The sequence below is a fragment of the Loigolactobacillus backii genome (assembly GCF_003946275.1).
Classification (GTDB): Bacteria; Bacillota; Bacilli; order Lactobacillales; family Lactobacillaceae; genus Loigolactobacillus; species Loigolactobacillus backii.
This window is the reverse complement of record NZ_RHNQ01000002.1, coordinates 71,772-97,240: the sequence shown is the minus strand read 5'-3', so window position 1 is coordinate 97,240 and position 25,469 is coordinate 71,772. Positions and strand designations below refer to the sequence as shown.

The 25,469-nt window shown below is 41.9% G+C and carries 21 protein-coding genes and 1 other RNA gene; 6 read left to right on the top strand and 16 right to left on the bottom strand.

Annotation, left to right across the window (positions count from 1 at the left end; translation table 11 throughout):
- Positions 1-308: 308 nt before the first annotated feature.
- The 5 genes from EKM61_RS01065 to EKM61_RS01045 all read right to left on the bottom strand — a co-directional run bounded on the left by EKM61_RS01065 (position 309) and on the right by EKM61_RS01045 (position 4,775).
- The gene (locus tag EKM61_RS01065; protein ID WP_068224269.1) at positions 309-1,214 is read right to left on the bottom strand and encodes an Abi family protein; all 906 of its coding nucleotides are present in this window, start codon (positions 1,212-1,214) and stop codon (positions 309-311) included.
- 924 nt (positions 1,215-2,138) lie between these two features.
- On the bottom strand, positions 2,139-3,269 hold the full coding sequence (locus tag EKM61_RS01060) for a THUMP domain-containing class I SAM-dependent RNA methyltransferase (protein ID WP_068224272.1): 1,131 nt from the start codon (positions 3,267-3,269) through the stop codon (positions 2,139-2,141).
- 144 nt (positions 3,270-3,413) lie between these two features.
- Positions 3,414-3,786, bottom strand: an RNA gene (gene rnpB, locus EKM61_RS01055) — RNase P RNA component class B.
- Positions 3,787-3,798: 12 nt separating this feature from the next.
- A complete protein-coding gene (gene gpsB, locus EKM61_RS01050) occupies positions 3,799-4,149 on the bottom strand; it encodes a cell division regulator GpsB (RefSeq protein ID WP_068224275.1) in 351 nt (116 codons plus the stop codon).
- A 59-nt stretch (positions 4,150-4,208) separates the two neighbouring features.
- On the bottom strand, positions 4,209-4,775 hold the full coding sequence (locus EKM61_RS01045; RefSeq protein WP_068224279.1) for a DUF1273 domain-containing protein: 567 nt from the start codon (positions 4,773-4,775) through the stop codon (positions 4,209-4,211).
- 74 nt (positions 4,776-4,849) lie between these two features.
- Here EKM61_RS01045 and recU point away from each other — a divergent pair, with 74 nt between their 5' ends.
- Both recU and EKM61_RS01035 read left to right on the top strand, forming a co-directional pair.
- A complete protein-coding gene (gene recU / locus EKM61_RS01040) occupies positions 4,850-5,497 on the top strand; it encodes a Holliday junction resolvase RecU (RefSeq protein WP_068224281.1) in 648 nt (215 codons plus the stop codon).
- Positions 5,487-7,823, top strand: coding sequence for a PBP1A family penicillin-binding protein (locus EKM61_RS01035; RefSeq protein ID WP_068224283.1), 2,337 nt, complete (start codon positions 5,487-5,489; stop codon positions 7,821-7,823). The genes recU and EKM61_RS01035 overlap by 11 nt, the downstream gene beginning before the upstream one ends.
- A gap of 175 nt (positions 7,824-7,998) precedes the next feature.
- On the opposite strand, the gene nth is transcribed toward EKM61_RS01035, so the two are convergent.
- From nth to EKM61_RS01005, 6 genes are all read right to left on the bottom strand, one after another.
- Positions 7,999-8,649, bottom strand: a complete 651-nt coding sequence (nth, locus tag EKM61_RS01030) for an endonuclease III (RefSeq protein ID WP_068280627.1) — start codon at positions 8,647-8,649, stop codon at positions 7,999-8,001.
- 12 nt (positions 8,650-8,661) lie between these two features.
- On the bottom strand, positions 8,662-9,393 hold the full coding sequence (locus tag EKM61_RS01025; protein WP_068224288.1) for a DnaD domain-containing protein: 732 nt from the start codon (positions 9,391-9,393) through the stop codon (positions 8,662-8,664).
- 180 nt (positions 9,394-9,573) lie between these two features.
- Positions 9,574-10,872, bottom strand: a complete 1,299-nt coding sequence (asnS, locus tag EKM61_RS01020; RefSeq protein ID WP_068224290.1) for an asparagine--tRNA ligase — start codon at positions 10,870-10,872, stop codon at positions 9,574-9,576.
- 23 nt (positions 10,873-10,895) lie between these two features.
- Positions 10,896-12,083, bottom strand: a complete 1,188-nt coding sequence (locus tag EKM61_RS01015; protein ID WP_068224293.1) for a pyridoxal phosphate-dependent aminotransferase — start codon at positions 12,081-12,083, stop codon at positions 10,896-10,898.
- An 18-nt stretch (positions 12,084-12,101) separates the two neighbouring features.
- A complete protein-coding gene (locus EKM61_RS01010; RefSeq protein ID WP_068224296.1) occupies positions 12,102-12,596 on the bottom strand; it encodes a cell wall elongation regulator TseB-like domain-containing protein in 495 nt (164 codons plus the stop codon).
- A 78-nt stretch (positions 12,597-12,674) separates the two neighbouring features.
- Entirely contained in the window at positions 12,675-15,479 is a 2,805-nt protein-coding gene (locus EKM61_RS01005; protein ID WP_068224299.1) for a helicase C-terminal domain-containing protein, read from the bottom strand.
- A 224-nt stretch (positions 15,480-15,703) separates the two neighbouring features.
- On the opposite strand from EKM61_RS01005, the gene mvk reads away from it, so the two are divergent.
- The 4 genes from mvk to fni all read left to right on the top strand — a co-directional run bounded on the left by mvk (position 15,704) and on the right by fni (position 20,007).
- Positions 15,704-16,666: a mevalonate kinase gene (gene mvk / locus EKM61_RS01000; RefSeq protein ID WP_068224302.1), complete on the top strand. Its 963-nt coding sequence runs from the start codon at positions 15,704-15,706 to the stop codon at positions 16,664-16,666.
- Positions 16,666-17,637: a diphosphomevalonate decarboxylase gene (gene mvaD, locus EKM61_RS00995; RefSeq protein ID WP_068224305.1), complete on the top strand. Its 972-nt coding sequence runs from the start codon at positions 16,666-16,668 to the stop codon at positions 17,635-17,637. Before mvk ends, mvaD begins: the two co-directional genes overlap by 1 nt.
- Positions 17,638-17,730: 93 nt before the next feature.
- Complete coding sequence (locus EKM61_RS00990; protein ID WP_068224307.1) at positions 17,731-18,804, top strand: phosphomevalonate kinase; 1,074 nt, start codon at positions 17,731-17,733, stop codon at positions 18,802-18,804.
- Between the two features lie 162 nt (positions 18,805-18,966).
- Positions 18,967-20,007, top strand: coding sequence for a type 2 isopentenyl-diphosphate Delta-isomerase (fni, locus tag EKM61_RS00985; RefSeq protein WP_068224310.1), 1,041 nt, complete (start codon positions 18,967-18,969; stop codon positions 20,005-20,007).
- Between the two features lie 85 nt (positions 20,008-20,092).
- Here the strand turns inward: fni and EKM61_RS00980 are convergent, their stop codons facing one another.
- The 5 genes from EKM61_RS00980 to EKM61_RS00960 all read right to left on the bottom strand — a co-directional run bounded on the left by EKM61_RS00980 (position 20,093) and on the right by EKM61_RS00960 (position 25,428).
- Positions 20,093-21,460, bottom strand: a complete 1,368-nt coding sequence (locus EKM61_RS00980; RefSeq protein WP_068376950.1) for an RsmB/NOP family class I SAM-dependent RNA methyltransferase — start codon at positions 21,458-21,460, stop codon at positions 20,093-20,095.
- A gap of 5 nt (positions 21,461-21,465) precedes the next feature.
- Positions 21,466-22,455: an ABC transporter permease gene (locus EKM61_RS00975; protein WP_125636139.1), complete on the bottom strand. Its 990-nt coding sequence runs from the start codon at positions 22,453-22,455 to the stop codon at positions 21,466-21,468.
- 128 nt (positions 22,456-22,583) lie between these two features.
- Positions 22,584-23,360, bottom strand: coding sequence for a class I SAM-dependent methyltransferase (locus EKM61_RS00970; RefSeq protein ID WP_068224316.1), 777 nt, complete (start codon positions 23,358-23,360; stop codon positions 22,584-22,586).
- A gap of 136 nt (positions 23,361-23,496) precedes the next feature.
- A complete protein-coding gene (locus EKM61_RS00965; RefSeq protein ID WP_068224319.1) occupies positions 23,497-23,835 on the bottom strand; it encodes a metal-sulfur cluster assembly factor in 339 nt (112 codons plus the stop codon).
- A 90-nt stretch (positions 23,836-23,925) separates the two neighbouring features.
- Complete coding sequence (locus tag EKM61_RS00960; protein WP_068376944.1) at positions 23,926-25,428, bottom strand: FGGY family carbohydrate kinase; 1,503 nt, start codon at positions 25,426-25,428, stop codon at positions 23,926-23,928.
- Positions 25,429-25,469 lie beyond the last annotated feature (41 nt).

Below are 25,469 nucleotides of genomic sequence, written 5' to 3'. Positions count from 1 at the left end.
AAAATCGAAATTAAATTTACTCATAACGAAACCCCCAAGATTGGATTTTTTCTGTCCAATCTTGGGGGTTCACTTTACAGAGATTAATACTCTGCGCGACTTTTTACATACTTACATATAGTAACATTAACAAAAACAACCCAATTAGCTTCATAAGTAATTAAAGTTTAGTAAGATAGCACTTTACCGGTGTACTTCTTTGAGCGTTGAAATCAAAATTATAGTGTTAACCAATCACGAACATGTAACAAAACCTAGGTCAACATACAGCCAATTATTTACGTATATCAACGCTATATCCAATGACTTCACACTGATAATGCATCCAAAATCACACGCCAATCACTAGGAAATCCAAAATAGCTGATATCAACTAGTGGAAACGTTGCAAAGGCTTGCGCTAATAAATCGACTGTATCTTCAAAAAAGTTTTTGCTTTTACACATTTTTTTAGCCACAAATAACGCTGAAAACAAATTTCCAGAGGTCAATTTGTTTGTTCGCCGTTTTTCTTTATTATCGATCCGCGGTGTAACAGGAAATTGACGCCGAAACGTTCTTGAATTATGTGCACAATAATTTCGTACAGTCACCATATAGTGAATCCAGCTCTTAACATAAACGTAGTTCTGGCCATATACTTTCGCAAACTTTTTTTGATCGGCGATACTAATATCGGAATAAAGCTTGGAAGCATTACCAAATGAAGACATTTCTAAAACAACCCAAATTGGGAAATCATTTTCATAATCATGTTGATAGTGTTGCACATAAAGCTCGTGACGCATTGTAGCGTTTTTTTGTCCGCTATTTAAAGTAACCAGCCAATTATTGAATAATTTTTCATTACGAAATAAACTATCATCTTGATAGCCTAACGGACCATAATTTGTAGCAATATAGCAGCCTAGTCTAGCTTTAAATTGCGTTTCAATTCGACTAGCTAAGCCAAAAAATAGTAAATGGATTTTTTGATCTAAAATATAAGATTGATAGATTTCTTCAAATGTGTACTTTGTACCCTTGTCTGCATCTTTCAATGCAAACTTATCCTTCGTGGCGTAAAACGGAAAGCAATAGCCTTTGAATTTAAAGTAGCCAATATTTTCTAATTTTTGTATCGTTGTTTTATCGTTGGTTATTGCTAAGCCGCGCTGCGCTAAGATAGCTATTTGCTCATCAATGGTTGTCGCCTTGCGCGTATAATGTGCCATATTTTTCTCCTGATATACAAAAAAGTCCCCACTTGGGACACATTGTTAGGAGGTGTGTGGGGTGCGATTAATGCCATTTTAGCATCTTTAAGCCTTTAACGTCAACATACTACATATTGTAGTACGGGCTACCCAAGCGACCAACTCATTTAATAGCCAGCCTTCCTACAAAATGTCGGTCATCAATTTTTGTCAGAAGTACATTGTTCGCGATCATATTTCAATCCTACAGATAATACTTAGCCACCCCTAGATTAATTTGACCACCTTGCAATAGATAAGGTCCGTTAGTCAGCCACTTTAACGTGGTTATCAATAACTCGGTATTTTCAATAAACGGCTCCAACTTGTCGCAGTCTACAGATGTCAACTATGCTCTGCTAACCCGATTCACCATTTTCCAATTGGTGGCACACTGTCATCGTAATAATATCCTAGATGCCTCACTTAAATACCTTGACCTTATCCAATGAATTATTGGCTGATGCAAAAATAATTACTTCATTCCAGTAATTATTCAACTACCGCATTAATCAATTATCTGCTCTATTGCTAACAAATATAGCACCTTCTTGACAGCTACTGCGGCTATTTTTGCAGCTTTAATTTACACTTTAAGTGCAACGAAAGAGACTTCCTTTAGTAAGTTAGAACAAAAGTAAAGAGAGTCACATTTAGCATTTTCCCAATTATCATGTCGAGTGGTGCGTCCTTTAGTATAGGGTTGGAAATAGCGATTTAATCTTGTCTCATCGTCCATCGGTTGGCTCATAGCAGTGAATAATCAGTTACTAGCCCCGCGACCTTATCATATCAGGATCTGAGCTAAAGACGAATAATTTTGACTTCGAAAACACACCCCTAGTACAAAATAAAAAGGCAAGAACTTGTTCGGTCCTTACCTTTCATTTAAAAAATCATTTTTTAATGTTCACGTTTACCCCAATACTGGAATAAATCTGTTCGTAGGGCTCCATTATACAGCTTACGGCGTTTGGTTGCCTTAGCCCCATAATAACTTTCAAATTGTAGATCACTAGTTAAGATGTACTTACTCCATGAAGTTAACGGCCGATAAACGTCACCCATTTGCTGGTACAATACGCGCACGCTTTCCTGATCACTCAAACGTTCCCCGTATGGTGGGTTGGCAACTAGTACGCCATTCTTCTTTTCCGTTCGAAAATCCTGCACGGCAACTTGCTTAAACGTTATATCGTGTAATACACCGGCTTCGTTGGCATTTAGTTTTGCAATATCAATCATATTTTGATCAATATCGGCGCCCATAATATCCAGGACAACATCATTATTTCGCTCAGCCTCTGCTGCTTGGCGTTTTTGCGTCACTAACGTATTATCTACCCAATCCCAATTTTCAAACGCAAATTGACGCTTCAAACCAGGCGCAATGTTTAGCCCAATTAAGGCTGCCTCAATCGGTATTGTTCCTGAACCGCAAACAGGATCCAAGAATGGCATATCTGTGTGCCAATTGGTTAGTTTAACTAATGCGGCCGCCATATTCTCTTTTAGTGGCGCATTGCCCTTCTCAACCCGGTAACCACGTTTAAACAGGCTACTACCAGTAGTGTCCAAAGTTAACATCACGTGGTTTTTCAAAATTGCGACTTCTAAAGAAAATAGTGCGCCTGTTTCTGGTAAGCGTGAGCTGCGATGATAAACAGAACTCATTTTTTCAACAATTGCCTTTTTTGTTAAACGTTGCACATCCGAAACACTGTATAACTTAGATTTAATTGACTTACCTGCTACTGGAAACTCGGCGTCTAACGGCAAATATTGATCCCATGGTAAGGCCTTAACTTGTTCAAATAAGCTATCAAACGTGATTGCATCAAATTCACCAACAATAATTTTTACCCGATCGGCCGTTCGTAGCCACAGATTGGTCCAAATAATATCTTCTAGATTTCCTTGAAAACGTACACGACCATTTTCTGTTCGTCCTTTATAGCCTAGTGATTTTAGTTCATCCGCTGCCAAAGCTTCGATTCCACTAGCAGTGGTCGCAATTAAATTATAAGTTGTCATTATTTACTCCAATTTCTTTTGCTATTTATTTTTATTTTGCGCGTGCAATAAAATGCGTTTTTTAAAACGATCCTCTGACACCCACTAATTTTTACCTAATGAAAAACCCTCCATAAAGGAGGGCCATCCTGATAGCGTGTAAATTTCTATAAGCCATGTTTCGTCTCGTAAACACTTTCAGGAAAAATGTTTCGAGGGTAATCATCTATCTGCAGATAAAAATCTGCTCTCATGCATCGTTCAATTCCTTACATGAGACGCCCCTACCAAAGTTTGGGTTACTCGCTCGCGGGGTTTACCCGTTCCAAATCGGCTGTTTCCAACCGACATCGTCACTGTGGCACTTTTCAGGAACGTGACTGCGTAGATAATAAAATCCTTAGCAGCTTATTCCGCCATTACTTTTAAAAAAAGCACCTTAGCTTATTGGGCTAAGCACGAACACTACAGACATCGCAGTCTGTGCGGGCATGGACTTTCCTCAGCTAGCAAAAGCTAACCGCGATTACCCGAAATTTACACGTTATGGTTAACTATTTAACTTACGCGGACCATCTTGATTATTGTCATCCAACTTTGCGCCAAAGACATGTCGTTCCAAATTAGATAACCGTTTCAAAATATCGAAATTGGTTACAGTTGGATTAGGCTGAGCACTCTGAACATCCTTATTAACAGTTACCTGTTTATTCAATTCATCGTTTTTTGCTCGTAATCTTTGATTATCACTTTGTAATTTTTCAGCTTCTGCCTGATAAGACTCGTAATCTTTAATCACTGAGTCCAAAAATTCATCTACTTCTGTGGGATCATAACCCCGCATCTTGTTTTTGAATTCCTTTTGCAGAATATCTTGGGTCGTAAAATTAAGATTTTCCATTAGATGTACACCTCATTGTACGCTGTCGTTAACATGACTGTCACTAAGTATAGCAAAGTTTATTCCGCTTGAAAACCATTTTCTTCATCATTTGCCAAATTATCCGCAACTTCCTGTAAAGTATCAAAATCAATCGTGACTAAACGGTAGTCATGGGTCTCCTGAAATCGCTGAATTGCTTCGATTGTGTAGTGTAACTTTGCCGGCGCCTGTGGATCGTAAATAAATAGCGCTTGGTCAGTGTGGCTTAACATGAATGCTTGATAATTACGGAGTTGCTGTGGCGAATGGTACGGCTTATCACTCACTGCGGCACTAAACGTTGCCTTACTTTTAACGACTGCCAAATTTGTTTGGTTCGCTTCGTTCCAATTTTTTCCGAAATCGGCAAATGGCTCCATTAAAGCTGTTCGCAATTCAGGATAATCCTTTTGGAGCCCAGCTGCAACCTCAAGCGACCACTGCTCGACACCTAGCTGACCGCCTGTTATCAGCCAGTCTAGGCCTTCATCCAGTAATTGTTCCAGAGATTGTCTTAACGCTTCTTTAATAACTTTTAACTTTTTGTCATGCTGATCAAAAATACCTAGTTCATAGCTTCGGTAGCCGCTTACCCAAACACGCATGACTAACACTTCCTCAATTAAGTTTAAAAAGGCCGGCGCAATTGCTATAATAAAGCTCTAGGAGTGTGATAAAAATGCCATTTCATTATCCTAATGGCAAGCTTTACTTAAATGATGCCAAAGACAACCCAAAAAAGCAACCCAAAAACCAAGAAGTCCGTTTTGACAATCGTGGTATGTCGTTAGAAGAAGAAATAAATGAAAGCAATCGTTATTACCTAGCTCACGATATCGCCGTTGTTTATAAAAAACCATTACCAATTCAAATTGTCAAAGTTGATTATCCAAAAAGAAGTGCGGCCGTCATTAAGGAAGCTTACTTTCGTAAACCCTCAACAACTGATTATAATGGTGTTTACAAAGGTTACTATCTGGATTTCGAAGCTAAGGAAACCAAAAATAAAGCAAGTTTCCCACTAAAGAACTTTCACCAACATCAAATTGAGCATATGCGCCACTGTTTACGCCAAGACGGTATTTGTTTTGTAATTATTCGTTTTGTGTCGTTAAAGCGACTGTTCGTTTACCCAGCTACACCATTAATTCGTGCGTGGGATACACAAGAAACGGTCCAAGGTCGTAAATCAATTCCACTAAAAACAATTGAAACTGAAGGTTTTGAAATTCATTACGCCTTAAATCCATTAATTCCGTATCTTAGCGCAGTTGAACAACTCATTCATTATCTCGAATCACGTAAAGGAGTCCATTATGGCAACTAACAACTCACGGGTCGCCCGTAACTCACGACAAAAACCGAAAAGGCCACACTACTTTAGACGGATTTTTCTTTGGCTAATCGCTATTGTGGTCGCCATTATACTACTTGGTGGTGGTTTGTTCACTTATTACGCAATGAGCGCACCAAAAGTAACCACCGCTAAGTTATCCAGTAAATCCTCATCAGTCATTTATGATAGTAGTGGTAACCAGATTAAAACGCTTGGCTTAGAAAATCGAACTTATGTCAGTGGTGACCAAATTCCCCAAACTTTAAAGGACGCTGTTGTGTCCACTGAAGATCGTCATTTTTATACCAATATTGGGATCGATCCGGCTCGGATTGTTGGAGCAGCATTTTCTAATGCCCGGGGAGAAAGTGGTTTACAAGGCGGTAGCACTTTAACCCAACAATTAGTCAAGTTATCCGTCTTCTCTACTAAGTCTTCTGATCAGACCCTGAAGCGTAAGGCCCAAGAAGCTTGGCTCGCGTTAAAGGTTGACCGTACCTACTCTAAGGATCAAATTCTTGAGTTTTATTTAAATAAGGTTTATCTGGCCAATGGTGTTTACGGGATGGGAACGGCTGCCGATTATTATTACGGTAAATCGCTTAGCCAACTAAACCTGCCACAATTGGCCTTAATCGCAGGTATGCCCCAGGCACCAACCACCTACGATCCTTTCGTTAACCCCACTGCAGCTAAAAGTCGGCGGGACACGGTTCTGCAATCGATGGTGGCAAATAAAAAGTTAACCCAACAACAAGCTAATCAGGCTAAAAACACGCCAATTACGGATGGCCTAAAAACACAGGCCCAAGCACAAGCTAGTGAAAAGAGCGAAAGTGATCCAACAATTGACGCTTATGTTAGTCAAGTTATCGCGGAGGTTAAACGTAAAACTGGCCTTAACCCTTATACAAGTGGTCTAAAGATTCACACAAATTTAAATCTGGATGTTCAAAAACGCTTGTACAATATTGTTAATTCTAATGATTACGTTAATTTTCCTGATGATCTACTTCAAACTGGCGTTACTATGACAAACGTAAAAAATGGTAAAGTCATGGCCATGATCGGCGGTCGTAAACAAGGTGACGTTCAACTAGGCCTAAACCGTGCCGTCCAAACTAGTCGTAGTAACGGATCAACGATGAAACCAATGTTAGATTATGGTCCAGCAATTGAATATTTAAATTACTCAACCTATCAGCAGATAAACGATACAAAGTACGTTTATCCTGGTACTAATATTCAATTAAATGATTGGGACTTTAAATATATGGGTCAGATTTCACTACGGACGGCTTTAGCACAGTCAAGAAACGTTCCTGCTGTTCGAACTTTGGCCAAAGTTGGTATCAATCGTGGTGGTGAATTTCTAAAGGGTCTTGGTATTACCCCTAAACAGCCCTTAACTTTACAGAACGCAATTGGTGCTGAGGTCTCTTCCCTACAGGAATCCGCGGCCTACGCTGCCTTTGCTAATGGTGGCACCTATTACAAGCCTTACTTGATTAATAAAGTTGAGAAGCCTGACGGAACAACACTTTCATTTGATGCTTCAGGTAAACGGGCAATGAAGAAATCAACAGCCTATATGATTACCGATGTACTAAAGGACGTTATCACTGATGGTACTGGAACTAACGCTAGTATTAGCGGTGTCCACCAGGCTGGTAAAACCGGCACAACTAATTATTCAACGGCCGAATTACAAAATAATACGAATATTTCTAGTAGTATGTCGAAGGATTCTTGGTTTACTGGCTATACGCCTGACTACGCAATCTCCGTTTGGACAGGTTATGATCAGCCACAACAACACGGCTTAGATGCCACTGATCAACGGATTGCTGGTAGCATCTATCAATCGCTAATGTCCTACGCCATGACCAGTACAGGGGCTTCAAATAGCGACTGGATCAAACCAAGTAGTGTCATTACCGAGAATATTCTCAAGGGTTCTAATCCGGCTCAAATTGCGGGATCTGGAACAAGTAGTAGCAAGATTACCAAGGAACTATTTGTTCGCGGTACCCAACCTAAGAAAACGTCTAAAAGCGTCAGTCGTAGCAGTAGTAGTGGCTACAGCAGCAGCTTTATGAGCTCGTCTTCTTCAAGTGAGCAACCATCCAGCTCTAGCAGCAGTTCTGCGGAATCCAGCAGTCAACCTGAAAGTAGCAGCACCGAAAGTAGTAGTTCTTCTGAATCCAGTAGCCAATCAAGCGTTTCTGAAAGTAGTTCCCAACCAGCACAATCCGAAAGCAGCGCCGAACAAAACACTGCTTCAGTAGCACAGCCGGAGACTAATTCGCAGCAATAAAATAACTAAACAGTAAGAGGCCAGGACAAAAGTCCTGGCCTCTTACTGTTTCCGAACATTGCTCTAGAACGTGCGCCAAAAGTCTGGATTTACGTTACGCAGTAAACCCAAAACCGACTTTTGTCACACTCCCTTCCTTTTTGGCTATTTTAGAAACAACAATAGCACACAGAACTTATTTTGCCTTAGCCAAACGCTGTTGCCCAGCTAGGCAAACGGATAGTAATGGGCACGTTGTACACTTTGGCGCCCGCGCAAGACACTGATAGCGGCCAAAATAAATCATTCGGTGGTGAGCCGTAATCCACTTTTCTTTAGGTAGTTTTTGCATCATCAACTGCTCAACTTCTAGAACGGATGCCTTTTGCGGAACCATGTGTAACCGCTTGGTCACCCGTTCAACATGTGTATCCACCGCAAATGCTGGTTCAGCAAACGCATCGGCCAGAACCACATCGGCAGTTTTTCGACCAACACCGGGTAGACTCATTAAATCTTGCCGATTGCTCGGGACAACCCCCGCAAAGTTAACCAAAAGCGCCTGACTAGTCGCCTTTATGTGCTTCGCCTTATTTCGGTACAAGCCAATTGAATGAATATCCTGCTGAATAGCCGTTTCGGTCGCCGCGGCCATTTCAATCGCTGTCGGAAAATGTTTAAAGAGTTGTGGGGTTACCTTATTAACTGAAATATCCGTTGCCTGGGCGCTTAACATCACCGAAACCAAATATTGAAACGGACTTGCCGCACGTAACGATGGCCGCGCATCAGGAAACATTTCTCCCATTACCTTAACAGCATACTGTGTTTTAGTTTTAGATAACACCACATCATCTCCCTATTCTTTTGATCCAGATTGCTCATCAGGATCGGCCCAATTATACATCGGAATTTGTGGTCCATTATTAGTAGTGTTAGCTGGTTGTTTCGCATTTGAATCACGTTGCGTTCGTTTCTGCTTTTCCTGTTGAATCTGCTGTTTAGTTGTCAAGTGCTTTCGTTCCCAGCTTAATAAAATTCGATCCATGTACTTAAGACTATAAGCCTGATTCAAAACGGCCTCCCGTAATGCTAATTCGATTACCTCAGGTTGGTAGTGATCTTCATCCAGCCAGGCGCCAATCGTTTCCAATTCAATTGGTGACAGTGGCCGGCCGAACTCAGCCTCAATCGCTTCAAATAATTTCTGCCGACTATCATCTTTTTTTGCAGTGGCAACCTGCTGCGTTTGTTGTAATGATAAAGTGGCCAATTTATCGTACAGCAATGAAAAATCGTAATGATCTTGACTGCGACCTGATTTATCTTGTGAGGTCTGAATTTCCAGAACTTTTTTTTGAATCAGTCGGTGCAACATTTGATAAACCTGTGAGGTTGCCAAGTGTAAACGATCGGCAACCATCGTCATATCTGGAAAATCATTGCCACCAGAATGAAAACTTTCCAATTGTAAATAAAGTAAAAATTCATCGTTAGTTAGACCAAGCTCGTGAAAATGAGCTAACAACAAATTAGAAATTGCTGTTTCGCCAGCATTAATAAATTGATGCATAAAGTTGGCCTCTGCCATATTCTTCATCCTTTTTTATTTGTCTAAAGAACGCGAAACAAAAGAATTAACTAGCGTGTCCAATAAAAAACAGTAAAATTCTGTCTTTTATCCATCATTACGCTAAAATAAACGATCTTTTGCTTCGCGCCTGTATTTTATAAATTATCTAACTAAAAATCAATTCAGCTGACTAAAAACTTACGGGTAAATTCGATTTAATAATCTAGGGAACGGAATTGCCTCACGTACATGGTCAATGCCACAAATCCAGACGATTGCTCGCTCTAAACCAAGTCCAAAACCAGAATGTGGCACACTACCGTATTTGCGTAGATCAAGGTACCATTCATATTCTTTTGGATCCAGCCCAGCAGCCCTAATCTGCGCTAATAAATAATTGTAGTCAGTAGCACGTTCACTACCGCCAATGATTTCACCATAACCTTCCGGCGCTAATAAATCAGCACAAATGACGACATCATCCCGTGTTGGGTGAGGTTTCATGTAAAATGGTTTGATTGCCTTCGGGTAGTTTAAAACGAAAACAGGCTGTTCAAACTGATCGGCCAAATAAGTCTCTTCTGGCGAACCAAAATCAAGGCCCCAGTCGGCGTCAAGGCCACCCTTTTGCAACATTTTAATTGCTTCATCATACGTAATTCGATTATAAGGCAACTTAGTGTAACGCCGTAAAACTTCCTTATCCCGGCCTAAAACATCCAGTTCATAGTCACAATGATCCAAAACGTTTTGAACCAAATAGGCGACGTATTCTTCTTGAATTTTTAAACTTTCTTCTTGGTGCATAAAGGCCATTTCTGGTTCAATCATCCAGAATTCGATTAAATGCCGGCGTGTTTTAGATTCTTCAGCACGAAAAGTTGGCCCAAACGAAAAGACTTTGCCAAACGCCATGGCTCCAGCTTCTTCATATAATTGCCCACTTTGAGATAGATAGGCATCCCGACCAAAATATTCAGTATGAAATAGTTCAGTGGTTCCTTCAGGTGCACTACCCGTTAGAATTGGTGCATCAATCTTAGTGAATTCTCGATCGTTATAAAATTGGTAAGTTGCCCGAATGACCTCGTTACGAATCTTCAAAATGGCGTGAGGTCGTGTCGAGCGCAGCCACAGGTGCCGGTGATCCATCAAAAAATCGACACCGTGTTCTTTTGGCGTAATTGGATAATCATGACTTTCTCCAACTAACTCCAAATTGGAAATCTCAATTTCATAGCCAAATTTAGAGCGCGTATCCTGATGAATTTCACCGTAGATCCACAAGCTCGCTTCTTGATGGAGTTCCTTGGCCAACTGGAAAATTTCTTCAGAAACTGCACTTTTGACCAAAACGCCCTGAAAATAGGCCGTCCCGTCACGTAATTGTAGAAAAGCAATTTTGCCGCTTGAGCGTTTATCCGTTAGCCAAGCACCAATTTTAACCTGTTCATTGACGTGTTCTTTAGCGTCAATAATACTAATCTGTTCAACCATTTAAAATTCCCCTAACTCTGTTATTACTTACTTTTTGTTTCCAAAAAATCTTTGGTTCGTTTGTAAGCCTCATCTAATGACGCCTGATCCGTTGCGTAACTGATCCGAATGTAATCGGGTTGCCCAAAAGAACGCCCGGATACTACTGCAACGTGAGCTTCCTCAAGTAAGGCTTCAACAAATTCCTCAGTTGTTGAATAACCACATTGAGCAACCGCTTGTTTAACCTTCGGGAAAATGTAGAAAGCTCCCTGCGGCTTGGTCTCAATTTCAAAGCCAGGTAGACTTTGAATTTTCGGGTAAAGGAGATTGAGTCGCTTTTCAAAAGCTAACCGCATTTTTTCAGCATCCTTCTGATCACCATTAAGGCCTGCCAAGGCAGCGTACTGACTAACTGCCGCCGGATTACCCGTTGCGTGACTAGCCACTGTATTCATGGCCTTAATAATTTGTGGATCACCTAAAACGTAGCCAATCCGCCAACCTGTCATCGCATAGGTTTTAGAAACGCCGGTCACTAAGAGTGTCTGCTTTTTAATTGCTTCACCCAAACTGACCAATGACGTAAACTGATTGCCGTTATAAACTAGGTTACTGTAAATATCGTCAGCAACAATTAAAATATCGTGTGCCACTGCCCAGTTACCTAATTCCCGTAATTCTTCCGCTGTATAGAGTAGGCCAGAAGGGTTTTGAGGTGAATTAATGACCATTGCCTGCGTTTGCGGCGTCCGCATCTGTTCCAGATCTGCCACCGTTACTTTATGGTCCTTGCCACTTGCCTTAATGGCTAATGGCTGACCACCAGCTAAGCGAACCTGTTCTGAGTAACTTACCCAAAATGGTTCTGGCAATAAGACGTTGTCACCAGGATTTAAAATAACTTGAAAAATTAAAAATAATGCAAACTTAGCGCCATCCGTGACAATCACTTGATTTTGCCGATAATCAACGCCATCTTCTGCTTTAATTCGGGCTCGAATCGCCGTCTTTAATTCAGGCAGTCCACCTGCTGGCGTATAAAAGCTTGCTTTGCCAGAGTTGATTGCTGCGATTGCTGCATCCCCGATTGCCTTTGGCGTTGTAAAATCTGGTTCCCCAATGGAAAGATTAATCACGTCAATCCCCTTTGCAATCATTTCCTTTGTTTTACTAGACATGGCCAGCGTTGCTGATGGCTGAACCTGTTGAACCTTACGTGATAATGCCATACTTGCCACTTCCCAACCTTATAAATTTTCGACTAATTTCAATTGCTTACCATTTTTAAAAGCAAGCGTTTCGTAACCTAATTGACCATTTTTCTCCCGATAAGAAACTTCCCAAGCAGGTTGCCCCTGATAGAGTCCTAAATTGATATTATAAACTTTCTTCGGTGAACGCTTTTGCCAAACTTGCTTTAAAGCGGCATTTCGACTCAATCCATCAGCTTGATGGATGACCCGAATCTTACCCCCTTTTTGAGCAATAATCACGTAAACACGCGTATTATCCTGTGTTGTTCCCGCTACGGTAAAATAGCTCTTTTGCCGGTTAAACCAATAAAAATGGTCCACTGTTTTTAAGTGTGCGTATTTCTTGGCTAAACCCACCGCCTCATCCTGAGCCGTCGCCACTGGCTTATTAGCCTCGTGAAAGACTAGAAAGCCGCTTAACAAAATTACCACTAACAACCCAATTAAGGCGTAAGGCTGCCAACGTTTTCGTTTCCACTGTTCTCGCATTTGCCGCTCCTTCTTAGTCTAAAGATACATCCCATATTATAGCAGATTTTATTTTCTGATTACCGCCTTCAAAAAAAATTAAGGGTTATTTTTAAAAAAAGCATCGATGGCCGGAACTACCTCCGCCAAGTCGGCCTTAATCTGCGGTAGGCCAGTTGGTAGTGCCTTTAACATTTTTTTGCCGTAAGTTGTTGTCAAGACCCGGTTATCAAGAATCACTAGAACCCCACGATCAGTATTCGTCCGAATCAGGCGACCAAACCCCTGCCGTAAACGTAAAGTTGCTTTAGGTAACGCATCATTAATAAATGGATTCAAGTTTTGCGCTTCTAATTGGTGGTAACGTACCTTCGCCAACAAGCCATCAGGAGAATCAAATGGTAAACGAGTCATGATAAGTTGTTCTAAGGCCTCATTCGGCAAATCAATGCCCGTCCAAAAACTACTTGCCCCGAGTAAAATACCACCCTGGCTTAATTGAAAGCGCTTGGTAATTCGTTCCCGACTTCCTGTTACTCCTTGGGCAAAAAGTTCATGATCATTTCCTAAATCACTTGCCAACAAGGCATGGTAAACATCATTAATCATTTGTAATGAATTAAACAGAACTAATGTCTGCCGCCGGTTGTCCTTAGTTAGGCGATAGATGGCAGACGCAAGATAGGTCACGTAATCCACGTGGGTACTGTTCTTGATTGCTGGGCTGTCCGTCGTTAAATATAATCGTGCCTGGCGTTTATAACGAAAAGGACTGGCAAAACGTTTTTCAATTAATTCTGTCCTGGATAGACCAAGTTGTTGCTTAAAGAAACTAAAATCACGCTTAATACTTAAAGTCGCACCCGTATACACGGGCGATTCGAAGTTTGCCGCTAATGCGGTCATTACTGGCGAGACATCTAGCAGGCTAACGTGAATACTAAGACTACGACTATCGCTATAATCCCGTAATGATAACCAAATTAAGTTTGGCTCAGGTTGAACCAGCTCTAAACTTGCTAACATTTGTTGCCAAGTTTGCTGGGCAGTGGTTAAATGATTTGCCTCGTTACTAAAACGTAATAACAAGGCGTAATCACGTGGCAACCAGCGTTCACTCTGCCGATTAAAAGACTGAATAATTTTACTAGTCAAGAATAAATTATCCGTTAATAACTGATCTATTTTAGTCAATTGGCGTTGCCAGTCCTGGTACCAAGACTGTAAGCCCGCTGTTAAAGGAACTTCTAAGTAACCAATCCGAGCCGTTTTTTTGACGTGCTTGAGCACAAAATTTTGGTAGAGACTTTCCTGCAATTGAGTCAGTAAGCCTTCCAATTCACCTAAACCAAAATCTAATGAAGTTATATTGTAAAGTGCCACGGCATCTTCCTGAAATAATGGCGGCAAAGTTTTCTTTTCGTGCTTAGAATTCAATAACTTACGCAAATTTTTAATGGTTTGGTAAACTGCCGCAAAAATAAATTGTCGGCTACCCGCCTGCATGGCTGCTCCGGCAAAATTCTGTGCTTCATCAATAACCAAGTAAGGTTGATTCTTAAAATCGGTGGCGTGCTGACTGAGGTAGGCGTGGTTAGTTACCAAGACATCGGCCACCTTTTGTCGTTCTTGCTGGCGACGTAAAAAATCCTCTTCGTAAAATGTGATTCCCGGCGCAAACTGATCACCATTTTGATGACTGACAGTTCCGAAAAGTGGTGATTGGTAAGTGGTCAAATGTAGCTCTTCTAAGTCACCAGTTTGGGTCATCGTTAACCATACCAACAATTTCATTTTCAATAACTGAATTTGCTTAACCTTTTCATCCACAATAATGACCTGGCTAAATTTATTCAAATCCAAATAGTGGCGAGCGCTCTTAACTGTCGCAACTTGTAAATCAGTTTTTAATAGTTGATTAAGTAACGGAACAGTTTGATCCGCAAATTGATCCTGTAGAATAGTTGTTGCCGTAGAGACCACCAATTGTTTCTGACTACTGATTAAGTAGGCAAAAGGAAGTAAATAACCCAATGATTTACCCAAACCAGTAGCGGCTTCCAACAGCATACCTTGCCCTTTCTGCGTATAATTGGTATAAATCAGATCCATCATATTGCTTTGCGTTTTACGCCACTTCAATAGTGGTTTAAATAATTGCTTCTTCAGTTGTTCAGTTTCTGGATAACTACCTAGCTGGTTAGTTAAGTGCGTTAGTGGAACGGTTGTTTTACGTAAGGCTAACCCCGCCTTGATGAAGAGATAGTCAGGTAATGCCTGCGGGTGCTGTTCCGCTTGCTGAGCACTCAATGCAAAAAAACGGCCGGTTTCTCGCGTTAAGCTGGTTGAGCACTTGGCCAAACGCTGTTGGGTTACGAAGGGTAACTGCTGTAGTCGTTTGCTTAAAGTAATAAATAATTTGGCCGTTACCAGTGCGTCACTATCGGCCTGGTGTGGATTATCATGGGTTAAATTTAAATAGCGCGCCAAGTCCGTTAGCTTAAAGCTCGTACTCGTTGGTAATAGAATTTGCGCTAGATCAACGGTATCAACGCCCTCCAGCTCTAGTGGTTCCTGACCCACCCGTACTAATTCAGCGTTTAAAAAAGGATAGTCAAAATTAATGTTATGGGCAACAAAAACACAACCGCGCAATAAATTGACGATTGTCGGCGCCACATCCTCAAATAAAGGGGCCTGGTGCAGTCGTGTTTCCGTCAGGTGGGTTAAGCTAGTAATTACCTTAGGTAGCGGTTGTTCAGGATTAACGTCTGTTGCTAGGCGATTAATAATTTTATGGTGTTGAACTAAAACACAGCCAAATTGGATAATTCGGTCACCAGATTTAACGCTGGTACCCGTTGTTTCCAAATCTACAACGGCGTAAATGGTATCTTCATTCATATTTGCACCAAAGTCTCTTTTCTAAATTTTCTAACCAAATAGTAGCATTTTATGGACTAGTTGGACAACACATACTAGCAGATTACCGTCACAATTAACCATTAAATTAACGAAAGCGCTTCAGACATTTACGACTAAGTATTTACAAACATTGTGACAATGTTTAAACTGTTTATGTTAAGTTGTCTTATACAACAACTAATTTTACGGAAAAGAGTGGCAATATGACTTTAGCAGAAGGTATTGGTGTTAGCAATGCAAAAATCATCTTAATTGGTGAGCATTCGGCCGTTTACGGCCAACCGGCAATTGTAATTCCGTTAACATCAATCCAATTAACCGCTAGCACAACACCAATTCAATCTGGTCAGTATATTGACAGTAATTATTATACAGGGCCATTGCAACGTGCTTACAAGAATTTGGCAGGTGTCAAAAAATTAATTTTGACTGTTCTTCAACAGCTTAACCAAACAAACGCCAACTTTAAATTAACAATTAAGAGTGCTATTCCCTCTGAACGGGGCATGGGTTCTTCGGCCGCAGCAGCAATTGCTATCATTCGTAGCCTTTACGCTTATTTTGAGCAACCACTTAACCGAGCTACTTTGTTAAGGCTAGCTAACGTGGCAGAGACCGTTACCCACGGTAATCCTAGCGGGATGGACGCCGCAACAACTAGTGCCCACGCCCCAATTTGGTTTGTCCGTGGTGAACAGAGTCACAATTTACCGATTAATGCCTCAGGTTATTTGGTCATCGCCGATAGTGGTATGAAGGGACAAACTGGTCCCGCGGTCGCAACTGTTCGTGATCGGCTTGCTGACTTTCCCCAAGAAACCGATGTCTTTATGAAGCAATTGGGTGCTCTTGCAGTGACTGCGCGGGATGCCCTGGCTAATAATCAATTAACTACTTTGGGAACATGCTTGTCTCACGCCCAAATAATTTTACAAACACTAGGTGTCAGTAACTATACAATCGATCATCTCGTTTTTTTGGCTCAACATAATGGTAGTCTTGGAACTAAATTAACCGGTGGTGGCCGTGGTGGCTGTATTATTGCCCTTGCCCCGGATAAGGCCACAGCAACACATTTAATTGACGTTTTAACAACGGCTGGTGCTACCCAAACTTGGTTGCAGCCACTGGCCCATCTCAACGCTGCAAATGAGGTGCAAAATTAATGACGGCCGTTACTGCACGAGCTCACACAAATATTGCTTTAATTAAATACTGGGGCAAGTTAGACCAGAAATTAATTATTCCGCAAAACAGTAGTTTATCGCTTACTTTGGATCAGTTTTACACTGACACTACTGTTCAGTTTTTACCTAAATTACAGCAGGATCAAATTCAGTTAGACGAGCAGCAATTAACTGGCCCTGCCGCTGAACGTATTAGCCATTTTCTCAACCTTATTCGGCAACAGGCTCACTGTCAGCAATTCGCTTACGTCGATTCAACTAATCACGTTCCCACTGCGGCCGGTCTAGCCTCCTCGGCTTCCGGCTTTGCCGCCTTGGCCGCCGCTGCCAGCCGTGCTGCTGGTTTGCGGCTTGAACGCCCGGCACTTTCTCGCTTGGCCCGGCGTGGTTCTGGTTCGGCCACACGCTCTATTTATGGTGGTTTCGTTGAATGGCAACAAGGTCATGACGATCAGACCTCATTGGCTATTCCTTTTAGCGAAGAAGTCGATTTCGATATCCAGATGATTGCGATTGTTTTAAATAATCAGCAAAAGCGCGTATCCAGCCGTTCTGGGATGGCGGAAGTCGTTGCAACTTCCCCCTACTACCCGGCTTGGGTAAAAGCAGCTAACGCCGACTTAATAGGAATGAAGCAAGCAATTCTTAAAAAAGATATAAATTTAATTGGTCAAATTGCTGAGAGTAACGCAATGAAGATGCACGCGACAACCCTTAGCGCCAACCCACCCTTCACTTACTTTGAGCCAAAAAGTCTGACGGCAATGCAGGTTATTCAAAACTTGCGTCAGGATGGATATTCTTGTTATTATACTATGGATGCGGGGCCAAACATCAAGGTTATTTGTTCGGCAAAAGAAACGCCCGCAATTCTAGAACGGTTAGGTCACTTTTTTGACCAACAGCAATTATTAGTTGCCAAACCTGGTCCAGGCGTTCAGTATCTTTAAATTAAGCAGTGCTTTAAAAAGCAAATTCTAATTACCTTTTTAAGACACCCATAAATTAAAAAGCTCCCAAGTGGTGCGAAAGGAAATGATTGTTTGATAACGGCTCAGGCCCCTGGCAAACTTTATATTGCGGGCGAATACGCAGTTGTTGAGACTGGTTTACCCGCGATTATTGTTGCACTAAATCAATTTGTAACGGTTACAATTGAAAAAAGTGAGGACTACGGGAGTATTGTTTCAAAACAGTACCAAGAAAATTCCATTTATTGGTTGCGACAGGGCGACAAAATGGTATTTGATAACCGGGATAATCCTTTTCACTATATTTTATCCGCCATCCATTTAACCGAAAGGTACGCTTTAGAAATGGGTAAGCACCTAACCCTTTATCATTTGCACATCAACAGTGAACTGGATTCTGAAGATGGCAAAAAATACGGCTTGGGTAGTTCCGCTGCCGTGACGGTCGCTACGGTTAAGGCCTTACTGGATTTTTATGAGTTACCGATTACTAAGGATAAGCTCTATAAATTGGCCGCCATTGCCCACTTAGATGTCCAGGGCAATGGTTCTTTAGGCGATATTGCTGCTAGCGTTTACGGCGGCTGGATTGCCTACCAGGCCTTTGATCGCGGTTGGCTAGAAGCAATGCGCCGAGAAACCAGCTTACACGATTTATTGGCCATGGCGTGGCCCCAACTAAATATCGATCTGTTAACACCCCCAGATAATCTGAAATTAATGATTGGGTGGACTGGTTCGCCTGCTTCAACTTCGCAATTAGTTGATAAAATCACGATTGCAAAGGCAAAAAAGCGGCAGGATTACCAACGTTTTCTTCAAAATAGCGAACAGTGCATCAAGCAAATGATTGTTGGCTTTAAAACTAAGGACTTAACTTTAATTCAGCAACAAATTCGGAGAAATCGAGAATTATTACACACCCTGAGTTCCTTTAGCCACGTTTCGATTGAAACGCCACTTCTACAAAAGATGTGTAATTTAGCTGAAGGTCTCGGCGGTGCAGCAAAAGCTTCCGGTGCCGGTGGCGGTGACTGTGGCATTGCCATCCTTAATAAAAGCCTGGCAACAGAAGAGTTGGCCCAAAATTGGGTTGATAATGGGATTGAACGATTAAATTTGGCTGTGCATAACGTGACTTTATAATATAATGAGACAAGAACGTAACAAGAATCCTTTGGTTTATTTTTTGTTACCCGTTCTCATTAATACTTAGAAATACACATAGGGACTGCGGCAAAATTAACTTTTGTCCCAGCCCCTACTTTTTAGGTCTTATTCAAGTTCTGCGTTTGGAGGAAAAACACCTTGACGAATTCACAATCACACCGTAAAGACGAGCACGTTTTTTTAGCAGAAAAATTTTATCAATCAGAACGGGCAAATGATTTTGACCAACTGTGCTTCATTCACCAAAGTTTACCCGAGATTGCTTTTGACGAGGTTTCACTAACCACAAAAATAGCTAATTTCACTTTACCCCTTCCCTTTTACATTAACGCGATGACTGGTGGGAGTCCTAGAACTGGTGAACTAAACCGTCAATTAGCCCAAATTGCGGCCACACTTGGTGTCCCTATTGCAACTGGCTCCCAAAGTGTCGCATTGCGCCATCCTGAACTGATGGCCACCTTTCAAATTTTACGGGAAACCAACCCAACTGGCCTAATCTTCGCCAATTTAGGCGCTACGGCTAGTGTAGACGCTGCTAAGCAGGCCGTGACAATGTTGCAAGCCGATGCCCTACAAATTCACCTGAATACCCCTCAAGAAGTTGTTATGCCTGAAGGTGACCGCGACTTTCACTGGTTAAAACAAATTCAAGCAATTGTCGCAGCGTTAGATGTTCCAGTGATTATTAAGGAAGTCGGTTTTGGGATGGCCCAAAAAACTTTCAAACAATTATTAGAGGTTGGCGTTCAATACATTGATGTTGCTGGCGCCGGTGGCACTGATTTTATTGCCATTGAAAATGAACGCCGTAAAGCACGTAATATGGCTTACTTACGCGGCTGGGGCCAATCAACCGTTGAATCACTTTTAGAAAGTCAATTCTATCAAAACAAGTTAACAATTCTGGCTTCTGGTGGCGTCCGTAATCCATTAGACATTATCAAGGCCTTGCGCCTAGGTGCACAGGCAGTGGGCCTATCTGGTACCATTTTGCACCTGTTACAAAAAAACGGTCCCAAGACCACTACCGAAATATTATTAGATTGGAAGGAACAATTAACTGCCATCATGGCTATGCTTGGCGCGCATGATCTAACAGAATTACGCCAAAAACCCATTATTTATGGAACTAAATTACAAAGTTACATCGTACAGCGCCAGCTTGAGGTAAAGTAATTAAAAATAGGAACGTGGCTTAAAAGATAGATCCGCTAATTAATAACGGATCTATCTTTTAAGCCACGTACTAACCGTTTCAAAATTAATCAGCAACAAAGCGTAATCCCTTAGGAAAAAAATTCTTCACTGTTTGATTGACAAGTTTGCCAAAACCAACTGTTTTACCCTCGTACAGTAAAAGTAGCCACGTCTTCCCAGCTAATTCACTAGGAAAAGTATCTCCGTGAACGTAACGCTGGTAATCGGCCGTAGTTAACGTCAGCCGCCGTTTAAATTGTTCTGGAACTAAAGCTAAGGCCAAGGCGTAGGCTGGCTCAAAACGGTGGGCTTTGAAGGTTCCGAGATGTAGCCCTGGACGAACAATGTTTAAGCGATCTAACTTTAAAGCTTGCGGTAGCGCATAGAGTTGCTCACCAAAAACAATTAACTGCTTAAAAGTAATCCCATTTAGATTTTCTTGGGCAAATGCCTGCCAAACAGCTAGCTGTTCTTTACTCAACTGATTGGTTGATTTGGCCCGTTTCTTTTTGCGTGGTCGTTTAACGTCAATTACTTCTGGCTGCCCGGCCTTTTGTAATTTAGCGATAAAATGACCTTCCCCGGCTAAAAGATGTGGAAATAGGCGAACCGTATTCTTTAAAGTCGGATTACCATCCGCCCAATCAGGCCGCCCCGCCACCATTCCGGCAGCACGCTCAACTGGCACTAGGCTAAATTCTGGATAAGTCGCCACTAACCACGCCATCATTTGCTCGTCTTCTTCTGGACTAAAGGTACATGTAGAATAAATTAATTGGCCACCGGGTTTCAACATCTTAACGGCCTCAGTTAGAATTTCCCGTTGCCGCTTAGCACACTCGGCCGGATACGCAGGGGTCCAGTACTGGGTAGCACTGTGATCCTTGCGAAACATTCCTTCCCCTGAGCAAGGTGCATCCACTAAAATACGATCAAAGTAATCTGGAAAATGCTTAGCGAGGTGATCAGGCGTTTCGTTTGTAATTACAACGTTACGGCAGCCAAAACGTTCCACATTTTCTGCAAGAATTCGCGCACGTTTGGGCATAATTTCGTTACTCACTAATAATCCAGTTTGTTGCATAAAACCAGCTAAGTGAGTTGTCTTGCCACCAGGTGCCGCACATAAGTCTAATACACGTTCACCAGGCTTAGGTGCAGCAACCTCGCCCACATACATGGCACTTGGTTCTTGACTGTAGACGTAGCCTGCCTGGTGATCAACAGTGCGCCCATTGACACTACCAAAATAGCCCCACTGGGTGTAATTAATCGGCTGCGTTAGATCTAAATTAACTTGCTTAGGTCGGGGTTTTAAAGGATTCAAACGAAAACCCTTGTAGCCTGATTTATCAAAGCTGGCCAAAAAAACGGCTGCTTCATCACCTAATAATCGTTGATATTTCTGCGTAAAACCTTCTGGTAAAAGCACTCGTTCTAGTCCTTTCCACTTTTAATTTGTTGCCGTAAATAATAATATAGCCGGCCACCATAATAAATTTGTGTTACAAGATAGAAGGCCAATAATAGCCACCACAAGGCAGTGTACTGTGAAATGTATAAGCGCCACATTCCGAGAATACCGCCGACTAATAGCCCACCTAAACTACTAACCGCAAACTGACGCCATTCACGGCCAAAAATCTGCCAACGAGTTGTCGCCTGGAGTACATTAGTCACTAATGCAGGCCGGGAAACAATGACGCCAAGCTCCGCAACACCAACCAATAAGATAAAGACCAGGACAATCGCTAAGCCATAACCCCAGTAACGAGCAAGCCAAGAGGTCCCAACAATTGGTGTTCTACGTGGCACTAAATGAATCGGTGTTTTGGCCGCAAAGATGGATTGAAAAGTTGTCCGCTTTTTTAGATAGGGCTTCCCATCAATAACAATTCGAAATTTATTAACTTTGGCCGCCGTTAAACTTTGCTTGGTTGAAGTTGAGATAAAAATTCGGTTGTCCAAGTGGCTGCTGCTTCGATTACCAACAACCCCGATCACCGAAATGTACCGGTTACCGTATTTTAAATAACTTTGTTCGGTTGGTGAATATAACTTTTTTGCCACCTTTTTACCAACAACGGCAACTGGAATTTGCGATTTAAAATCACTATCGTTGAAAAAGCGACCTGAAATCAGCGGTAAGGTTTTAAAATTACCAGCACCGTAGAGGTAAACTGTATTGCTATGTGGCAGCTGGTACTGGACCTGATAATTCTCTAGGTCATGCTGGGCCGCAAACGTTTGGTTTAACGCCACAATTGAAGATTGCTTCGGTGACTTAAAAACATAAGCATTAGTTGATAACCCGCCCCGGTCCAAAATATCCTGATAATCGGCACGATTCATTTGACTGAAAAAAAAGACACCAGCAAACGCTAGAATTGCCGTCAACACGGCAAGCATTGATTTTCGTTTAAACATATTAGTTAGACCTATCCTTACTTTATTTACGCTTAATTAAGCATAAACGGTGCCCATTAGGTTGTCAAAAAATCTTGCGGTAAATTAATTAAAAAGAAATTTTTACATATTTTACTTTAATTTTTCATTTACTGGACCCAAAACAGCGCTTCTTTAACAAGATCCAGTTGCGGTAAATGGCGGTTCAATTTACTTACGAGAGCATCAGTCTTGAAATTAGCCGTTTGCCAAAAAATAGGACTATTCGTACAGCCATTTTTTTCACCAATACAAAGTAGCGGTAACTGTGGTTTAGTTTGCCGCATTAATTGTAATAATTGCCAATCAATTGGAACACCATCAGGACTCCAGCTCATAATGACGTAATCAATTTGCGAAACGTATTTTTTATAGGCCGCACAAGCATCCAATGCTTCAACTTCTGTCACTAAATGGCGGCCCGTTTCATTTTCATGAACCCAACCCAATGTGTCCGTTGCAAAAACTGTCTGGCCTAAGTGACGTAAACCTGCACTAATATAGCCGTTACCCGCCATGACCTCTAAGTACCGTCGACCTGGTAAGCGCGCCAAATCAGCAACAAATTCCTGGCTTGTATGAGACCACATACCAAAATGGACTTCAAGGTAGTCCCGGTAAGCACCAAAAAGTTGATCAAGTTCAGTAATTTGTTGGCTTAACGCAGACAAGGTCCACCGTCTTTTTTGAATAAACTCTGGATAGACTTGGATAAAGAAACCTTCTGGAATCCCTAAATAAGTCAACTCATGTGGCAGGCGATCATGCCTTAATAACCAAATGTTTCTTAAAATGCCGTCAAGTTGCTGACTGACGCCGGGATAGTCCGCAAATAGTTGGCGAAATTTGTGTAAGCTCGCAACATACTCTGTTGTCGGCAGTGCCATTAAAAATAACCTCCAAATAAAAAGCGTGAGCCAAAAGGCCGCTTTTAAGAAAGTTAGCTGTCAATTGATTTATTTTCAATCAACCGCAACTAGCTACTCAAAAAACAATTACCTTTTGGTCCACACTTACTATCTATTAACGAATCCCCAACGCAATACGCGCATAACGACTCATTTTATCAACACTCCACGCTGGGTACCAAACAAGTTCAATATCAACATCCTTGACCTCGGGAACCTCATTTAAAGCTTGGGTAATTTCATCATTTAACAAATCAGACAGTGGGCAACCCATAATTGTCAGGGTCATCTTAATGTGGCATAAACCTTCTTCATTAAGATCTACCCCATAAATTAGGCCCAAATTGACAATATCAATCCCAAGTTCTGGATCAATCACAGATTCAAGCGCCGTTAGGATTTGGTCTTTAACGTCATCAATATCTTCTGCTGCTACCTTCTTTTCCTCACTCAAGAAATTCACCCCTTTGTTTTTCTACATTATACTTAAAAAACAAAGCGGATACAATGCTAAATGAGAAACCTTTTCAACTGGTATCTAAAATCAACGTTTTCTTGGTTTAAATTTACGTGCTGCCGCAACGGCCTGCTGCCAACCGATTAATTTTTCTTGGCGGATCTTTGTGGAAAGCTGGAGTTTGATCGGTTTAATTTGTTTGGCCAATTGTTCTAAATGATCAAAATTCTTAAAGTACCCGGTTGCCATCCCGGCCAGAAAGCCGGCCCCCAACGCAGCACTATCTTGATAATCATTAGCCGGCAAAACTGGAATGCCTAAAATATCGGCTTGGAATTGTTGCAGGTAACGGTTGCGCGCGGCCGGACCATCCATGTGCAATTCAAGTGCCTTTACGCCAGTAATTTTTTGAATTGCCGCTAACAAATCACTGGTTTGGTAGGCCATCGTTTCCCAGGTTGCCCGTGTTAACTGAGAACGATTCGTAGTTTGCGTTAACCCGAATACGGCACCTTTGGCCACATTGGCGGTGCCCATATCGGCAATCGCAGGTACAATGTACAAGTCAGTTGCGGCTAAACTTTTAGTAGCTAAATATTCTGACTCGGCGGCAGTAGCGAAAAAGGCCAGTGTCTCCTGCAACCATTTAATTGTTGCCCCTGCCGTTAAAATGGTTCCTTCTAAGGCGTAAGTTGGTACTTGACCGGCAGTTTGGTACGCCAATGTCGTTAATAACTCCGTTTGCGTCGTTGCCAGCGCTTTTGTTCCAGTATTAAACATTAAAAATGTACCTGTTCCGTAAGTTGTTTTTACTTTTCCTTTAGTCAAACAATCTTGACCAACTAAAGATGCCTGTTGGTCACCAATAATTGCCGTAATCGGAATTTGTCGTCCAAATGTGACCGCCGCGGCGGTTTGCAGTGTTGTATTAGTTGACGGATAAACGGTTGGTAGAATAGCTGATGGCAACGCAAATAACTGTAACAATTCTGCATCCCATTTTAGCTGGTGAATATCAAATAATAACGTCCGACTAGCGTTGGTCACGTCCGTCACGTGCGCTGCCCCCTGAGTTAGCTGCCAGATTAGCCAGGAATCAACTGTCCCAAATAATAGTTCACCAGCCTGAGCCTTCACTAGCGCTCCTGGGACTTGTTCCAAGAGCCAACGAATTTTGCTTGCTGAAAAATAGGCGTTCACAGGTAGCCCTGTTTTACGTTGAACTAACGTCTGCTCAGTTTTTGTTGTTATTCGGGCCGCAATTGCCGCCGATTGATTGGAACGCCAACTAATTGCGGCGTGAATTGGCTGGCCAGTTTTTCGATCCCAAACAATCGTTGTTTCCCGTTGATTAGTAATTCCAATACTAGCTAATTCGGCAGGACTCACACTAGTATTCAGTAAAACATCCGTCATGGCCCGTTGAACACTGCGCCAAATTTCTAGCGCATCCTGTTCAAACCAACCTACTTGTGGTGTCGCCGTTGCTACTGCTACTTCAGTCGCACCAATAAGTGTCCCGGCCTGATCCATAACAGAAGCCCGGGTTCTAGTTGTGCCTTGATCAATAATTAAAAGGTAACGTGCCATCGCACTCTCCCCCTTTCCCCTTAAGTCTACGTAAAAAATTA

Excerpts from the sequence above, each read along its gene's own strand:
- EKM61_RS01065 (WP_068224269.1), bottom strand. The coding sequence starts at position 1,214 with ATGGCACATTATACGCGCAAGGCGACAACCATTGATGAGCAAATAGCT.
- EKM61_RS01060 (WP_068224272.1), bottom strand. The coding sequence starts at position 3,269 with ATGACAACTTATAATTTAATTGCGACCACTGCTAGTGGAATCGAAGCT.
- gpsB (WP_068224275.1), bottom strand. The coding sequence starts at position 4,149 with ATGGAAAATCTTAATTTTACGACCCAAGATATTCTGCAAAAGGAATTC.
- EKM61_RS01045 (WP_068224279.1), bottom strand. The coding sequence starts at position 4,775 with ATGCGTGTTTGGGTAAGCGGCTACCGAAGCTATGAACTAGGTATTTTT.
- recU (WP_068224281.1), top strand. The coding sequence starts at position 4,850 with ATGCCATTTCATTATCCTAATGGCAAGCTTTACTTAAATGATGCCAAA.
- EKM61_RS01035 (WP_068224283.1), top strand. The coding sequence starts at position 5,487 with ATGGCAACTAACAACTCACGGGTCGCCCGTAACTCACGACAAAAACCG.
- EKM61_RS01025 (WP_068224288.1), bottom strand. The coding sequence starts at position 9,393 with ATGGCAGAGGCCAACTTTATGCATCAATTTATTAATGCTGGCGAAACA.
- asnS (WP_068224290.1), bottom strand. The coding sequence starts at position 10,872 with ATGGTTGAACAGATTAGTATTATTGACGCTAAAGAACACGTCAATGAA.
- EKM61_RS01015 (WP_068224293.1), bottom strand. The coding sequence starts at position 12,083 with ATGGCATTATCACGTAAGGTTCAACAGGTTCAGCCATCAGCAACGCTG.
- EKM61_RS01010 (WP_068224296.1), bottom strand. The coding sequence starts at position 12,596 with ATGCGAGAACAGTGGAAACGAAAACGTTGGCAGCCTTACGCCTTAATT.
- EKM61_RS01005 (WP_068224299.1), bottom strand. The coding sequence starts at position 15,479 with ATGAATGAAGATACCATTTACGCCGTTGTAGATTTGGAAACAACGGGT.
- mvk (WP_068224302.1), top strand. The coding sequence starts at position 15,704 with ATGACTTTAGCAGAAGGTATTGGTGTTAGCAATGCAAAAATCATCTTA.
- mvaD (WP_068224305.1), top strand. The coding sequence starts at position 16,666 with ATGACGGCCGTTACTGCACGAGCTCACACAAATATTGCTTTAATTAAA.
- EKM61_RS00975 (WP_125636139.1), bottom strand. The coding sequence starts at position 22,455 with ATGTTTAAACGAAAATCAATGCTTGCCGTGTTGACGGCAATTCTAGCG.
- EKM61_RS00970 (WP_068224316.1), bottom strand. The coding sequence starts at position 23,360 with ATGGCACTGCCGACAACAGAGTATGTTGCGAGCTTACACAAATTTCGC.
- EKM61_RS00960 (WP_068376944.1), bottom strand. The coding sequence starts at position 25,428 with ATGGCACGTTACCTTTTAATTATTGATCAAGGCACAACTAGAACCCGG.